This is a genomic window from Vibrio methylphosphonaticus (genome assembly GCF_023634655.1).
In the GTDB taxonomy this organism is placed as follows: Bacteria; Pseudomonadota; Gammaproteobacteria; order Enterobacterales; family Vibrionaceae; genus Vibrio; species Vibrio methylphosphonaticus.
This window is the reverse complement of record NZ_JAMKMS010000002.1, coordinates 85235-100858: the sequence shown is the minus strand read 5'-3', so window position 1 is coordinate 100858 and position 15624 is coordinate 85235. Positions and strand designations below refer to the sequence as shown.

At 42.8% G+C, this 15624-nt stretch carries 13 protein-coding genes; 4 read left to right on the top strand and 9 right to left on the bottom strand.

What is annotated here, in order from left to right:
* Nucleotides 1-155: 155 nt before the first annotated feature.
* Nucleotides 156-1169 carry a sugar-binding transcriptional regulator gene (locus tag M9196_RS02795; protein WP_250616010.1) on the top strand — a complete coding sequence of 338 codons (1014 nt, stop codon included), beginning with the start codon at nt 156-158 and terminating at the stop codon, nt 1167-1169.
* Between the two features lie 15 nt (nt 1170-1184).
* Here M9196_RS02795 and M9196_RS02790 read toward each other — a convergent pair whose 3' ends face one another.
* The 5 genes from M9196_RS02790 to moeA form a co-directional block, all read right to left on the bottom strand.
* Nucleotides 1185-2075, bottom strand: coding sequence for a LysR family transcriptional regulator (locus tag M9196_RS02790; protein WP_250616009.1), 891 nt, complete (start codon nt 2073-2075; stop codon nt 1185-1187).
* Nucleotides 2076-2227: 152 nt separating this feature from the next.
* Nucleotides 2228-3061, bottom strand: coding sequence for a sulfurtransferase (locus tag M9196_RS02785; protein WP_250616008.1), 834 nt, complete (start codon nt 3059-3061; stop codon nt 2228-2230).
* Between the two features lie 13 nt (nt 3062-3074).
* The gene (locus M9196_RS02780) at nt 3075-3383 is read right to left on the bottom strand and encodes a hypothetical protein (protein ID WP_250616007.1); all 309 of its coding nucleotides are present in this window, start codon (nt 3381-3383) and stop codon (nt 3075-3077) included.
* Between the two features lie 82 nt (nt 3384-3465).
* Nucleotides 3466-4215 (bottom strand): molybdopterin-synthase adenylyltransferase MoeB, encoded by a 750-nt coding sequence (moeB, locus tag M9196_RS02775; protein ID WP_250616006.1) that lies wholly within the window; start codon nt 4213-4215, stop codon nt 3466-3468.
* 9 nt (nt 4216-4224) lie between these two features.
* Complete coding sequence (gene moeA / locus M9196_RS02770; protein WP_250616005.1) at nt 4225-5460, bottom strand: molybdopterin molybdotransferase MoeA; 1236 nt, start codon at nt 5458-5460, stop codon at nt 4225-4227.
* 174 nt (nt 5461-5634) lie between these two features.
* Here moeA and folE point away from each other — a divergent pair, with 174 nt between their 5' ends.
* Complete coding sequence (gene folE / locus M9196_RS02765) at nt 5635-6288, top strand: GTP cyclohydrolase I FolE (protein ID WP_250616004.1); 654 nt, start codon at nt 5635-5637, stop codon at nt 6286-6288.
* 481 nt (nt 6289-6769) lie between these two features.
* Entirely contained in the window at nt 6770-8542 is a 1773-nt protein-coding gene (locus M9196_RS02760) for a hybrid sensor histidine kinase/response regulator (RefSeq protein ID WP_319946318.1), read from the top strand.
* A 236-nt stretch (nt 8543-8778) separates the two neighbouring features.
* On the opposite strand, the gene cqsA is transcribed toward M9196_RS02760, so the two are convergent.
* The 3 genes from cqsA to clcA form a co-directional block, all read right to left on the bottom strand.
* Nucleotides 8779-9960, bottom strand: coding sequence for an alpha-hydroxyketone-type quorum-sensing autoinducer synthase (gene cqsA / locus M9196_RS02755; protein ID WP_250616002.1), 1182 nt, complete (start codon nt 9958-9960; stop codon nt 8779-8781).
* 214 nt (nt 9961-10174) lie between these two features.
* A complete protein-coding gene (locus tag M9196_RS02750) occupies nt 10175-11143 on the bottom strand; it encodes a TDT family transporter (protein WP_250616001.1) in 969 nt (322 codons plus the stop codon).
* A 110-nt stretch (nt 11144-11253) separates the two neighbouring features.
* On the bottom strand, nt 11254-12654 hold the full coding sequence (gene clcA, locus M9196_RS02745; RefSeq protein WP_250616000.1) for a H(+)/Cl(-) exchange transporter ClcA: 1401 nt from the start codon (nt 12652-12654) through the stop codon (nt 11254-11256).
* 537 nt (nt 12655-13191) lie between these two features.
* On the opposite strand from clcA, the gene M9196_RS02740 reads away from it, so the two are divergent.
* Nucleotides 13192-14187 (top strand): CobW family GTP-binding protein, encoded by a 996-nt coding sequence (locus M9196_RS02740; RefSeq protein ID WP_250615999.1) that lies wholly within the window; start codon nt 13192-13194, stop codon nt 14185-14187.
* 250 nt (nt 14188-14437) lie between these two features.
* On the opposite strand, the gene M9196_RS02735 is transcribed toward M9196_RS02740, so the two are convergent.
* Complete coding sequence (locus tag M9196_RS02735) at nt 14438-15385, bottom strand: LysR family transcriptional regulator (protein WP_250615998.1); 948 nt, start codon at nt 15383-15385, stop codon at nt 14438-14440.
* Nucleotides 15386-15624 lie beyond the last annotated feature (239 nt).

The following is a 15624-nucleotide window of genomic DNA, read 5'->3' as shown; positions in this document are numbered from 1 at the left end:
AATTAATCAATAACAAAACGATGGTTATCATGGCGATCAAATGTATCTTGCTGTGACATATGCTCAAGGTGTAAACTTGTGTATCACTTGCTTAGGCAACGAACATTTGCGCTCCAGGCAGGTAAAATAATTGTTAAATATTGGTTGGGTGGTATATGAGTAAGAATATCCAAGATGTTTCCGAAGAAAACACTGATCTCCTCACTGAAGTAGCGGTTGCTTATTATCAAGATGGTGCCACGCAAGAAGAGATATCTAAAAAGTACTCTATCTCCCGTGCAAAGGTTGGTCGAATGCTCAAGCAAGCACGGGATGAGGGCATCGTGGAGATCACTGTGAAATACCACCCCGTCTTTAGTGCGAAGATCGAGCAACGTTTGATCGAACGATTTGGTGTAAAGCGTGCTCTTGTGGCACTAGACCAACCGAATGAAGAGAAGCAGCGATTACAGGTTGCTGGTTTGGTGTCTAGCTATTTAACCAGCACCCTAAAAAACGGCATGGTGGTGACAGTAGGACAAGGGCGCAACGTATCGTCTGTTGCTCACTACACTGGCGTAATTACACCACGTGACTGCAAATTTGTATGTGGTATCGGCGGTATTCACCCAAGAGGTGGTATGTTTAATGCCGACCATATATGCAGGCAGCTAGCCAAAAAGTACGGTGGATCTTCTGAAACCTTGTACGCGCCTGCTTATGCAGAGAATAAAGCGCAAAAAACCGCATTCATGGAAAACAGTACGGTTAAGCAGACACTCGATCTCGCTCGAAAAGCCGATGTTGCTTTAGTCGGTATCGGTGATATGAGTGAAAACAGCTATATGGTCGACTTAGGTTGGTTTACGGCAGGTGAGGTCGTTCAATCTCGTTTATTACAAGGGGTCGTCGGCGACTTTGCCGGTTATGACTTTTTCGATGTTCACGGTAAAACAGCAAATACAGTAATGAGTGATCGTGTGATTGGTTTGGCGTTGGAAGAGTTCCGCCCAATAGCGGAAGTCATTGCGATTGCAGCAGAGAACAGTAAACCACTCGCTTTGTTAGGAGCACTCAGAACGGGCGTCATAGACGTTATAGCAACAAGTGTGAGTAATGCATTAACAGTGTTAAACCTCGATGAGCAGATGAGAAACATGGAAGGTAGCCAACATCCTCAAACACGATGAGTATTGGTAAACGGATTAAGAAAAGTCTCGGTCTTTGAGTATGCTTAGCAAAGCTTGATAACGGGCAGGTAGTTCTCTTCGTTTCTTTTTGATGAGATATAAAGGTTCGCTGATAACATTAGGCGTTGGAGTGACGCTTACTTGATGTTGATAGGCCGAGTGGTTGATAGCAACTTTAGGTAAAACGGTTAAACCAATCCCCATAGAAACCGGTTGAAGAATTTGGCTCAATTGGTTGATATACGTCACTTTGGTTAGCTTTGACCAGTCCAAGTCTTGCAGTGCACTATCACCGCTATGTTCAAAAAACTGTTCAAAATAGTGTTGTGCATCTGGATGGGCGACGACGCCTAAGGACTCAATATCACTTAAAATACTAGTGCTTGGGACATGATTTTTTGGCATTACAAGGCTAATTTCCAAGCGCCCAATCGATTCACAGGCGAGCTCCGACTGGTTAGGTATGTAAGTAACAATGCCTATATCAACGTTCCCAGATAAGACATCTTGAATGATTTTCCGGTTGGGACCGGCTTCTAGATGCGTTGATAGCCCTTTGTGCTTGGTTTGCAGTGATAGAAGCTCCGGGTAGATGGCGGTGGCGATGGCACCAGGCGCCGCAATATGAAAAGCACCTTGATGTGGGTCATCGAAACTGAGTTGTTCTTTTAACACTTGTTCATGCTTGGCAAGGTTTACCGCATATTGATATACGATGTGTCCCTGCTCAGTCAGTTCGAATGTTTTTCCTTCACGACGAAGAAGCTCAGATCCCAAATCGCGTTCTAATTTTTGAATGTGCTGGCTGACTCCGGGTTGAGTCATGAATAATTTTTCTGCCGTTTGCGTAAAGTGACCGACTTCGACAAGCGTTCTAAAAGTATGTAGCCAAGTAGCGTTTACCACAAGTTAACCCATAACAAAATGTTATCATGCAGTTAGTATACGATAAAATAGTGATTTATAAACACTCGAATAGATAAGTCCTTGGCTGCGTTATCGCAGCCAAGGATTTTTACCAGATTCACGCTTAATTTATAAGAGTTAATCTAGATAGATTAGCATTCGATTGATAAGTCGTGTCTCTGTCCCCACTCAGTCCAAGAACCGTCATAAACCGCCAAGTTTTGATACCCGCACATCGAGGCAGCAAGCGCCAAAATACAAGCGGTAACACCAGAGCCGCAGCTAAACACTAATGGTGTGTTTTTATCTTCATTAATAGATGAGAATAAAGTTTGAAGTTCATTCACAGGCTTTAATGTGCCATTACGCATGAGCTCTAAAAATGGCAGACAAACAGAGGAGGGGATGTGTCCACTGCGTACGCCTTCGCGAGGCTCTTTTACTTCACCGTTAAACCTTGCGAGCGAGCGAGCATCTACTATGGTTCGAGATTGTTGACTGGCGATCGTTAAGACTTGTTCTGAATTGAGAAAATGTCTGGGATCAACGGGCTGTTCAAGTGTAGTTGGTCGTGGAGCAACAAATGCTGTGTCAACGGGGTACTGATGCGCTTTCCATGCAGGCAGTCCACCTGATAATACATAGACATGTTCTAACCCTAGGGCTTTTAGCATCCACCACGCGCGGGGGGAGGCGAATGTACCAGAATTGTCATACACTACAACGGTAGATGTTGGGGTGATACCAAGTAGTGAGGCTCGTTGATTAAATACCGATTCTGATGGCATCATATGTGGTAGGGGGTTGTTGGAATCACAAAAGACGTTGTCATAGTCGAAGCGTTGAGATTGCGGAATTACTCCATCGGTATCCTTTGTCGGCTCCATTGGAATTTGAAACTCAATACTCGCATCTAGAATGACAAGCGAGTCATCTACACCCAGCTTTTCATATAACCATTTGGGTGTGACGAGTGGTAATGTCATAGCATTTATCCTTTTATTGCTGCTGACAAGAAACCAACTGATAGGTGCTTGTCGAAGAAAGTGGACTTTGTAACTGATCCAGGGTGGCAAGTGTGCCGATTTGGCAGCGACGTGCAGAATCAGTGGTGACTCTTACCGTCGATTTATCGGGTAGTTCAACGGTTAAATAATGACGGTTGCCATCTAAAGACTGTGTCAGTGTTTGACTGAGTACTTGGCCTTGTATTGTGGCGACTGAGAGCGTTAAAGGAAACCAAAGGAGAGCGACTAACAGGCCTAGACCTGCGCTTAGAAGGATAATAGCGGCTTTTAAAGATTTCAAAGTGCACTCCTTAAGCATTAAATTCGGTTTAGCACTACAGGTGCTGGCTTACTAAACCGAAGAATTTAAAGCGTTTAACGCGCTAGCCGCAAGTTGGGCAGGTTGGTGATTTAGGTAAGCCCAACTCTCGCCAAGTTAAGGTCAAGGCATCAAACAACAATAGTTTGCCTTTTTTGACTTGACCATAATTAGTAATAACTTTAATGGCTTCTAGGGCTTGCATCGCTCCAATAATGCCGACAACGGGTGACATCACACCCGCTTCTACGCACGTTAGAGATGTCTCTCCAAACAGTGCGCTTAAACACTGATAACAGGGAAGCTTCTCGTCATCATAGGTAAATACTGATATTTGCCCTTCCATTCGAATAGCGGCACCACAAACGAGGGGCGTTTTGTTCGTAAAGCAAAGTCGGTTGAGTTGATTACGTGTATCGACGTTATCAGTGGCATCCAGGACAAGCGAGTGCTGCTGTATTAATTCAGATAGCACTGAGTCATCTAAACGTTCTTGAATAGCAACAATTTTTGAGTTGGGGTTTAGCGCTTGTAGGGATGCCTTCGCTGACTCGACCTTCGCTGTGCCAATATCACCATCAGTGTGGAGTATTTGGCGCTGCAAGTTAGAAAGCTCTACGTGATCGTCATCGACGATAGTGAGTTGACCCACCCCGGCCGCAACTAAGTATTGGCTGGCAGCGCAGCCTAACCCGCCCGCGCCAATCATCAAGATTGATGATTGTTTAAGCGTCTCTTGTCCTTCGAAGTCAAAATTCTTCAATATGATTTGACGGTTGTAGCGAAGCATTTCCTTATCGGAGAGAATATCCACAACGCCCACCTAGTATAGTGTTGGATTGAGAAGTTGGATTTGCACTGTCTCTCCAACAGATACATTTCCGCGGTCTTGCTCAAGAACCACAAAACAGTTTGCCAAGCTCATTGAACGGAACGCGCCGGAGCTTTGGTTGCCTGTTGATTCTACTTCAAACTTGCCATCTACAATGGAGTAAATGCCCCGTTGGTAGTCAGTTCGACCGGGTCCCTTTTTAAATGCGGTTTTAGTGATTGCAGGGATCGACTCGGGTGCCTTCCATTGTGTGTGTCCAGCCAGTTTTGCAATAAGGGGCTGAACTAAGACATACATGGTTAAGACAGCAGAAACAGGATTGCCAGGGAGTCCACAGAACCAAGCATGGTCAAGCTCGCCAAAAGCAAAGGGTTTACCTGGTTTGATCGCAAGTTTCCAAAAGCCAATTTGACCTAACTCTTCTAGAATGTCTTTGGTGTAATCCGCTTCACCAACACTAACACCACCTGAGGTAATAACAACGTCCGCCTCTTGTTGGGCGCGAATAAAGGTGTTGCGTAGCGTCTCTTGGCAATCTGGGATAATACCAAGGTCAATGGCTTCACAGCCAAAGTTATCGATGAGAGGTTTGATACCGTAGCGATTACTATCGTATATCTGACCATCTTGCAATGTGCTGCCTAATGGTCTGAGTTCATCACCCGTTGAGAAAAATGCCACTTTGGGTTTTCTAAAAACTTTGATGTGGCTAAAGCCCAGTGTTGCGATCATCGGAATATCACGAGCTGTCAGGCGAGCGCCTTTCGCCAGTACAACGTTACCTTGCTGTATGTCATCGCCAGTTGGGCGGATATTCATATTGTGTTTGATATTGTCTTGCGTGAAAGTAATGGTATTACCATCGACCTGCGTATTTTCTTGCATGATCACGGCATCGCAACCGGAAGGGATTTTTGCCCCAGTCATAATTCGAATACAGGTTTGTTCTGGCCAGTCGCCTTCAAAGGGTTGACCTGCAAAAGACTTACCGGCAAGTGGCAATGTAGTACTTTGCTCTAAATCGGCAATACGAACGGCGTATCCGTCCATAGCAGAGTTGTCAAAAGGAGGTACATTCATTGGGGAGCGTAGGTCTTCAGCAAGGACAAACCCTAATGCCTCAGGAAGCGAGCGTTCAATGATGTCTGTAACTGGTTTGATTGGTGTGAGCATTTTTGATAATGCTTCTTCTATTGGCATTAAGCCCGGAGCGTCGCAGCAACCCATAAAATATGTATTCCTAATTCATTGCTAATATCAGACTAACTTTACCATATTTTTAGCTTGTAGCCCCTAAGTAAAGAAGGGCGGTACGACAAAACTAACGATAAAATGGGGGTGTAATTCAAATGGATTCCGAGTATCCTGTCGTCCCTTGCGGGACTAGTAAGAGGTATGCAAATGTCAGAGTTAAGCGAATCAGCACAATTGGTCAAGGAAGCTCTCTCGAAGCGCGGTTTAGAGACACCAATGTTGCCAAACACCGTCAGTCGAGAAGAAAAAAAAGAACGCATTGAACATCATATGCGGGAAATTCTTACGTTACTGCAACTCGATTTAGCTGATGATAGCTTAATGGAAACGCCGCAACGTATCGCAAAAATGTATGTAGATGAGATCTTTTCAGGATTAGACTACGAGCGTTTTCCTAAGATCACGGTCATTGAAAATAAAATGAATGTCAGTGAAATGGTGCGCGTAAAAGATATTACAGTCACGAGTACATGTGAGCATCATCTAGTAACCATAGATGGTAAAGCAGCAGTGGCTTATATTCCACGCGGTAAAATCATCGGGCTGTCTAAAATTAACCGTATTGTAAGATTCTTTGCTCAACGACCTCAAGTACAGGAACGAATGACGCAACAAATCCTAGTCGCGTTGCAAACCTTACTTGAAACCGATGATGTTGCGGTGACGATTGATGCGGTGCATTACTGTGTTAAGTCTCGAGGCGTGATGGATGCGACGAGTGAGACAACCACCACAGCATTAGGGGGAATATTCAAATCTATCCCCGCGACCCGCCATGAATTTCTGCATGGCCTGCGATAATGTGAAGTTTATTCACTAGCCTATGACTATTTTCACAACAACGCCTTCTAGATATGAAGGCGTTGTTGTATTTACTATCCGTTTTCAGCCATACTATTGAAAATCGAAGAAAATTATAAGACAGTGTTGGCATATTTCTCTAAGCAATGGGTTTGAGTCGTGAATCTCGCCTGTTACGCTAATGCCAGTCTCTTGGACGAGTTGGATGAGTAGACTTCAAAAAATCTATAATTATGCAGAACCAAACCTATTTCTAGTAGTGATAATGGGTGGGTTGGGCTATCCGCTGTATTATTGGGTATGGGAGTTTCTATTTCCTCAGCCATACGAAAACGTATGGTTAAGACTTTTTTGCAGTGCGTCGGCGTTGCTGCTGGCTTTTCGTCATTCGCTTCCAAGATACTTCAAGGCCTACCTTCCTCATTACTATCTTTTTGCGATTGGACTTTGTTTACCTTTTTTCTTTTTTTATATGATGTTAATGAATAATTGGTCAGATGTGTGGGTACTGTCCTTTATGTCATCAATATTCATTCATATTCTTTTGGTTCACGATACACGTGTGATGTTCATGCAAGTCGTGATATCGCTGTTGCTTGCCACTGGGGCGGCGTATATTGCCTCAAATGGAGCCATTGAGTTTGCCCATAAAGCCAGTTTTATCCCTGTATTCGGTTTTACCTATGTCTTCGGAAATCTATTTTACTTTCGAAATCAAACCGAACATGAGGCGAAAGTATCTATTGCTAAATCGTTTGGTGCTGGTATCGCCCATGAAATGAGAAACCCCTTGAGCGCGCTTTTATCGTCGTTTGAAGTGATGCGCTCTATTGTGCCTAATAGCAACTCATCTTATCGACACTCCTATCACCTAAACGCGCAAGAAATCCAAACCATGAATGACATTATTGATGATTCAATGAAGGTGATTTGGGCTGGAAATGAAACTATCGATCTGCTGTTAACGTCAATAGACAAAAATAGGGTATCTACCTCAACATTTTGTAAGCACCGTGCTAAGGCGGTACTAGAAAATGCTGTGACAAGCTACGCATATAAAAATGAGTCCGAGCGTCGAGCCGTTCAATTAGAGCTCGATGAAGATTTTGAGTATTTAGGTAGCGATACGCTGTTGAAATACGTGGTATACAACCTGCTAAAGAATGCGTTCCGTCACCGAGGTAAAGAAAAGTTTACTATTTCAATACGCTCTAAGAAAACCAGTGATGGGTTTAGCTTATTGTTCAAAGACACTGGGCAAGGCATTGAACCTGAATTAATTAAAAATATTTTTGAAGACTTCTATACAACAGGAACAAACGGCACGTTTGGGTTGGGTCTATCATTTTGTAAAAAGGTAATGACATCATTTGGTGGCAAAATCAAATGTAGCTCTATACAGGGAAAGTGGACAGAGTTCGAATTGCAGTTTCCTTATTATACCTCTACCAAAATTACTCATATTAAGCGCGAGTTAATGAAATCGAAATCTCTCCTATACATTGGGCAAGAACAGTCGTTGATCCAGCAAAAACTAAGTGAAGTGAGTACTCAAACTGAACTAACACTTAAAACAGCCTCGATGGAAGAAGCCTCAGAGTACGAAGAACATCAATTTGAATACAATCTCATTGTGATTGACGGTCGTCTTGACCGTCAAGGGTGGGCATTTATGTCACGTTTGGAAGGGAAGTTGACCTTTACTGAAGCAAGGATCGCATTCTTACATGATCCGACAGACACGCGTAATTTATATTTTCAGCGTTATGTTGCTATAGAGTTATTCGAGTGGCAGCAATTTTTTGAAAAGACTGCTGACTCGCTTGACTATTTGATGTTTGATCAGCTCAAACAAATTGAAAATGTGTCGTCGTACAATGAAATCTCGACTCAAAGAACGGTCATGATCGTTGATGATAACCATTCCCTTCGTTCTATCACATCGATTATGTTGGAGAAGCAAGGGCTCCACGTGTTACAGGCTGAGAATGGGCAAGTTGCTTTAGATAAGTTAAAGCAGGAAACGGTAGACTTAATACTGATGGATATTGAGATGCCAGTACTCGATGGCTTGACGACGACCCGGATGATTAGACAGTCTAACGAAGAGTATGCGTCTATTCCAATTTTGGGGTATACCGGAGATAAAAGTGAAGAAACCATTCTCAAAATTAATGAGTTTGGCATGAACGACTATATTGTTAAGCCTACGCCGAAAGATGAGTTAATCGATAAGGTTGCGTCTTGGGTTTAATGCTAAATCCATATTCTATGCTTCAACGTATTACTTATACACGCACAGCACCATGCGTCATGTTGCCTCATGGAGCTGTGCGTTTAGATAGTTATACGAGGAACCACTTCATAATAACGAAGCAGCAATTAGTGTGATAACGAAGCAGTAATTAATGTCACTTTTCAAATCCATGCTCGGTAAGAAACCTTTCCCGAACTTGGTTTCTACGTGCTACTAATGTTGTGTATTCACCATTAGTCAAAACTTAGCTCGGGGTTATCCCAAGCTTGCTTGCATACGTTGATGACACGCTCTAACTCATCTCTAGTGTGCTCTGCGTTGATCGAAAATCTTAATATGTGCTTACCATTAGGAGTGGCTGGTGGGCAGAATATCGAACCGAAAACGCCATTGCTCTCAAAGAAATTACGAATTTTAAGTGTATTTTGTGCATCGCCTGTATCAAGCCCAAATATTTGAGATTCACTACGAATATCGAAACCAATTTTTCGTAGTGCGCGATTTAAGTATTCGGCACTACTTTGCAACGTTGCACGGCGCTCGTCCGCTTTGATGATGACATCAAGTGTTGCTTCTAAACGTTTCATTTCATAGGGAAGCATAGCGGAACTAAAAATCGCCGGATACGCGACCATAGGAATACAGTATGCTGTTTTTTTGTTGGTAAGTATTGCTCCAGCGCGGTAAGAAAATGTCTTTGCTAAACTGGCGGTTATAAAGTCAACATGCGCAGTCAGGCCAAGTTCTGCAACAAGTCCTGCGCCTTTTGGACCATGTGTTCCCAGGGAGTGCGACTCATCAACCACCAACGCACATTCGTGTTCATAAGAAAGTGAGACCAAGTCTACGAGAGGCGCAATCGTCCCGATCGTACTGTAAATGGAATCAACTAATATAATACCAGGCCCGTTTCGTTTTATCTGTCTTGCTAAATGGCGGGTATTGTTATGCATAAATGGGTAAACTTTCGCCCCAGCAATTCTTGCCCCTTCCCATAGCGATGCATGGGCAAAAAAGTCAATGTAAACATTGGTGTCCTTATTACAAATAGCTTGTAGTAAATTGACATTTGCGGTCCACCCCGACTGGGATACTACGCAACTTTCAAACCCTGTGAGTTGTGCGAGTTTGGTTTCAAAAGCCGGTTTTTTTTCGTTGCCTAATAGGAATACACCGGACATTAATAGACTTTCATCATTTTCTTGAATAGCTCGAATGTGGGCATTTTTAATGCTTTCATTGCTATTGAGACTCAGGTAATCGTTGGTCTGCATGACGACATCACCGCGCTTTGGCTGCATTCCACAGATAATCGGCTTTCTATCGGCATTAGAATGAATACGATCTTCAATGAAAAAATCATGTTTTTGGGTAATAAAATCAGGGAGAGCCTTTTTAATCTGAGTTAAATGCATAACAGTATTCTCTGAGTAATTGAAATTATATGTCGGCCGATGCCCTTATTTATTGCCGATAATAGAATGACTGTCACTACCCAAAAACTCATTCCTTGGTTATGGTTGCAGAATGAACTATAACTTATATTAATATATTGATTTTACGTATACCTATTGGAGGTCTGCACAAAGCAAAGACCTCTTTTTCATTTCGGCTTTTGGATGAAAATTATTACTTTTTTGTAGAGTATTTCAGTTCAGGCCAGTACATGATAATAAATCCGACGCTTACCCAGATGACGGCAAACGTCGCGATAGTGAGCTCAAGAAACCCAAACTTATGAAGCCAGTGCCAATGAGGATACTCTACTTCGAAAAAAGCGGTCAGTCTGTGCATGGCAATTGAGCTGATCACAGAAGGGAAGGTGATGGCAGCGATAGAAGGTTGAAACTTGAGTTTAAGGAGCCGAAAATAACACAAATAAATCATCAGAGTCATCGTGATAGCAATGCCAGCAAGAGCACCTGTGAGTATCGGATCGGGTTCATTAAAGTTCACCAGATAGGCGGCTAATGTGAGGTTGATAGGGGCCGCCATAATTGCAATAGTGGGTCTTGCTCGTTTCTTCAACATACCTTCGAACACTAACCGATACAAAACCAATGGCAGCATAAAAAAGTACATTCCAATACAGAAGCTCGCGATAGTTTCAGAGTAGACGGTGTGTCCAAATTGAGTGCCTGCCAGAGAGCTACTAATTAAACCTACAGGGTATAAAAACCAACTTGGCACAATATTCGCAATTTTAAAGTTACGTAATTGGTAGAAGAAAAATAACACCGCGAGTGACAAATGTAGCGTTAATGCAGCAAACCAAAGTGGATAGGCAATAAGTGGTAAAACTGCGGCCAAGTAGTCACAAAGAATAAGTAAAGCCATACTCATCGGTGCCATTAAGCTACCGGTAATAGAGTGTTTTATATCGGCTGAAAAGATATGTTTATTTAATAGATATTTTAATAAAACGGGGAGCAGTAATAGAGCCCCAATGCTGGCCAAAACAGGCTGTATCTGCGTGCCTAAATCAGGTAAGTACAATGCCCATGCATGGCCTAGTCCTACAACGCCAAGCGCTAATGAGGCTTGTGATGTTGGTACATTGTGAAACTGAGTCAGTCGTTTTATAGCGGCTCTATTCATTGTTACCTAATCAATTCGTTATGATCATATAGTAAAAACGACCAGTGCTGAGCAATGAGCACTAGAAGTCTAGCCGTCTGATTGTATCGTAATTTCTGATAAATTGCGCTCTAGTTTTCGCGAGCGGGCAGATCCTCTTGCTTCAACTTCGTGTTCTTTAACGTTCGATGAAGGAGTTGGCTATATATTGGTTGGCCACCAAGCATTTGTGCAACGATAGTTGCGCCTAACGCAGTAATAATCAAAGGAAGAATGAGATGATAGTTATTTGTCATTTCAATCACCAATAAAATACCGGTGATCGGAGCACGCACGGTCGCGGAGAACAAAGCTCCCATCCCAGCGATAGCGAAAACGCCGGGCTCAATGGGGAGTTCAGGAAATAGCAGTTGTGCCATCAAGCCGAATGCGTAACCAAAAGAGGTACCTAAGGCAAGCATTGGAGCAAATATGCCTCCGGGCGCCCCAGATCCAAAACAGACAAGTGTTGTCAGTACACGGCCAATAAAGAGGATGAATAGAAAACCAGCGCCGAAGTCCCCATTAGTGATTTCAGGTATTAAGCCAATACCACCACCTGTTAACTCAGGTACATAAAGCAATAGAAGCCCAAAAATACCACCAATGACAGAGCCGGTTAATAGGAATCGTTTTAGATCATTTTTATGGATTTTTACAAACAAATCTTGAAATAGCGTCACCAGCCGATTGAAAACCACACCAAAAATGCCAAACAAAGCGCCGAGTACCAAGAATAGCCACAATACTTGCATATTCGGCGAGTCATACTGTGGCATGGTGATCACCGCCCCTTGTCCATTGATTGAGCGAAAGACAATCGTGGCAGAAACAGCAGAAATCAGCACCGCTTTAATAGAGATTAATGAATAACGAAAGTGTGGGCGCATTTCTTCGACGACAAACATAATTCCTGCAAGCGGAGCATTAAATGCAGCGGCTAAACCGCCTGCTGCACCTGAGGCTAGTAGTGTATGGCGGCTATCATCGTCTTTCACACGAAATATGTCCGTGACCATTCGACCGAGGTTACCGCCCATTTGTACCGTAGGCCCTTCTCGTCCAAGAACCATACCTGAACCAAGCGCACCTAATCCTCCAAAGAATTTAACGGGCAGTACTCGCCACCAACGTACTGGCCTCATGTTATCCATTGCCCCTTCTATTTCGGGGATACCAGATCCCGCGGCTTCAGGAGCGAATTTATGGACAAGAAAATAACCGATGAAAGCTAGGACGGCACTGATTATAAACGCAGACGCCCAAAGAGGGAGGACAGACCCGATTTCATCTTTAAGCCACTCTGTTCGAGTATCCGTAACAAAATGAACGCCAAGTTCGAACAAAGTACCTATAAATCCAGCTAAAATACCCACAACGCAAGAAAGAAAAAGAACAGAAACTGGCGTTTTATCTCTAGAAAGAAACTGGTTGAAGGTTTCTCGAGGTACACGAACGAGCAGAGACTGTTTAAACTTCTCTCTTTTGGTCATAAAGAATGAGCCTTTCTAGATTAAGGGTTGTAAGGTAAATTATACGGGTTCTAAATTAGACAAACAGTAACAAGTTTGCAAAGTAGCATTGCAATAAAAGTAGTATTGCAATATTAGTGAACTGAGAAATGCGATAAATCTGACATAAATTATTGAGTGATAAACTTGTAATTAACGGATTATGGTCCATAGTTAGAGTGTAGGGTATGTATTCGACAAGCACGGAGGATTTGAAGCCCCTACATACAATTTGGATGTGAAAATATACACATACTACTTCCTCGTAAATAATCTCAGCATCTCGTATGGCTTAGAGATTCGCAAACTCACGATTGAGTAACGAGGGTCGAGGCGCACGCAAAGTGCGCCTTTTGTCGTTTGTTACTTTTGTTTTTCTATCATTACTTATGCAAACGGTGTACAGGTGATAGCTTAGCTAATTTTTGTATCGGTAGAGTGATTTCTGCATAGAGCACCCTTTGATCGAGAATAAATACGTTTATACTGGTGACATCATTTCGTTTCACTGGATTCAATATGTCAATTCAAGTTCCTACTACTATCATCACCGGTTTTCTTGGTGTTGGAAAAACCACAACCATCCTTAATCTGCTTAAAAATAAGCCTGCTAATGAGCATTGGGCTGTGCTCGTAAACGAGTTCGGTGAAGTGGGTATTGATGGGGCAATGTTGGCTGATGGTGGGGCGATGATCAAAGAAGTGCCAGGCGGCTGTATGTGCTGTACAGCGGGTGTTCCCATGTCGGTGGGTATTAATGCACTGCTGCGTCAAAAACCTGATCGCCTAATCATTGAACCCACTGGCTTAGGGCACCCCAAGCAAGTGATTAAGACGCTGACCTCCGAGCAATATCAAAACTATGTTGACTTGAGAGCCACCATTGCATTGGTTGACCCAAGGAATCTATCTGACAGTAAATATCTGTCAAATAACAACTTCAATGACCAGCTGGCTGCCGCTGATGTTGTGATTGGCAATAAGGTCGATCAATGTACTTCAGAAGATGTTGATGCATTTAATGATTGGGTGAGTGAGCAAGAGCCAGCGGTGATTTATCACCAATTGGTTAAGCAGGGTAACCTTCCCATTGAGTTGCTTGACATTGAACGCAGAGAAAATACAACATCGAGTAAGAATGGACACTTAGAGCATGAATTGCATGACCACAGTGATATGGATCCAGTGTTCGAGTTGCCTCCCGAAAAATCGTATATTCGTCGAGAAAATAAAGGTCAAGGTTACTTTAGCTGCGGCTGGATAGTCGGGGCTGAGTACTTATTCGATTTTGATCAGTTGTTTTCTATGTTAAGTGATTTGACCGCTGAGCGTGTAAAAGCGGTGGTGAACACCAACAAAGGTTGTTTTGCTTTTAATGTCTCGAATCAAGTGGTCTCTGTCAATGAGGTGTCATTGCAAGGGTATGAATCTAGAATTGAAGTGATCGATAGTCAATTACTTCCATGGGCGGATTTAGAAGGCATTTTACTCGCGTTATGTGGTTTGAAAGGCTAAGTGAGCGTCTATTCGGTCGCTTGATTTGTCTTCTCATCGCTTGGTCATGGTGACGGTTGACTGCTAGTTAAGATACGGCTGAGTAATGGTTTAGATACGGCTAAGTAATAGTTAAGATACGGCTGACTATTAGCTAAGACACGGCTTAGTATTAGTTAAGATAAAGCCGCCATGAGGTGATATTTCACTGATATGGCGGCTAATCCTTCGTTGTAATTACAAAGCCATATTGGTTTCTAAAACTGCATTCTTAACGATACATTAAATGATAGTCGGAGATATGCTGCTCCCAAAACGCGGGCTCACCAATATGTTCTTGGACAGCTTTAATAAATTCTTTAACCAGCAATGTATGTTTTCGATGAGGATAGATGGCGTAAATACCGGTTTCTTTGGTTGATAGTAAGTAGTTGGTCAACATAGGTGTTAACCCCATTGATTCGATTGGGGCTTCCAAATTAAAAAGATCGATCAGAGCATACCCAAGGCCATCACGGACGGCGTCAAGCATGGTTCTTACATCACTTACTTTATAGTTACCTTGCATCTTATAGCTTTTCATTACATTGCTATTCGGGCTTTCACTCATGTCGAAGCTATCGAGACTGACATCCCCGTTACTGTATATAACCGCGGGCAATGATAATAAACCTTCAGGTGAGGAAGGGAGACCGTACTGTTCAATAAATTGGTGTGAAGCAACTAACGCGAAATTAGTATTGGCGATTTTTTTAGCAATTAAGTTAGAGGTTGTCAGTTTTCCAATTCTGAATGCCACATCAAAATGGTCGGCAATAATATCCGAACGCTTATCATCAAGAATCAAGGTGACTTTGACTTCAGGATACAGTTTCATGAATTTTGATATGACAGGCTGCAAATATTGTTGGCCAAAGAATATAGCCGAAGTAATGCGAATCAGTCCTTTCGGTGTTGATTGGTAAGAATCTGCTATTGCTTGAACGTTTTGTAGGGTTCCTCTGAGAATGTGTGCCTGTGAGAGGATCTCCTCTCCTGCTGCTGTTAATGAGAATGAGCGAGTCGAGCGGTTAAGGAGTTGTACGCCAAGCACGAGTTCCAATTTTTTGATCTGCTTTGATAGTGCGGAATTATCCATATCGTGCAACGCGGCCGCTTTAGCAAATGACCCCTGCTGAACAACATCAATAAAAAGCTCCAGTTGGTGAGTGATGGACATGATTTTTCCTTATTACTGGAACGGTATCAAACATATAATAGATAAGCTCTAGGTAATTAGCTATGAACTTAGTGGTTTCGAATCATAGCCATTGAAAAGCCGCTTTTATTATACAGTGTCGTGCGCCTCTTTAACTTAAGTGCTGGCCGCAACTTTTGGATAATGCTTGAGATATGCTGAAAAAATCTAGTAAAACTAGTTGGATAGAGACAAAAATACAGGCATGCTATTCGGTAACA

Bases quoted from the DNA above. Each gene is read 5' to 3' on its own strand.
- clcA (WP_250616000.1), bottom strand. From the start codon at position 12,654: ATGACCAAAAGAGAGAAGTTTAAACAGTCTCTGCTCGTTCGTGTACCT.
- M9196_RS02795 (WP_250616010.1), top strand. From the start codon at position 156: ATGAGTAAGAATATCCAAGATGTTTCCGAAGAAAACACTGATCTCCTC.
- M9196_RS02785 (WP_250616008.1), bottom strand. From the start codon at position 3,061: ATGACATTACCACTCGTCACACCCAAATGGTTATATGAAAAGCTGGGT.
- cqsA (WP_250616002.1), bottom strand. From the start codon at position 9,960: ATGCATTTAACTCAGATTAAAAAGGCTCTCCCTGATTTTATTACCCAA.
- M9196_RS02740 (WP_250615999.1), top strand. From the start codon at position 13,192: ATGTCAATTCAAGTTCCTACTACTATCATCACCGGTTTTCTTGGTGTT.
- folE (WP_250616004.1), top strand. From the start codon at position 5,635: ATGTCAGAGTTAAGCGAATCAGCACAATTGGTCAAGGAAGCTCTCTCG.
- moeA (WP_250616005.1), bottom strand. From the start codon at position 5,460: ATGGGTTGCTGCGACGCTCCGGGCTTAATGCCAATAGAAGAAGCATTA.
- M9196_RS02750 (WP_250616001.1), bottom strand. From the start codon at position 11,143: ATGAATAGAGCCGCTATAAAACGACTGACTCAGTTTCACAATGTACCA.
- M9196_RS02760 (WP_319946318.1), top strand. From the start codon at position 6,770: ATGAATAATTGGTCAGATGTGTGGGTACTGTCCTTTATGTCATCAATA.
- M9196_RS02735 (WP_250615998.1), bottom strand. From the start codon at position 15,385: ATGTCCATCACTCACCAACTGGAGCTTTTTATTGATGTTGTTCAGCAG.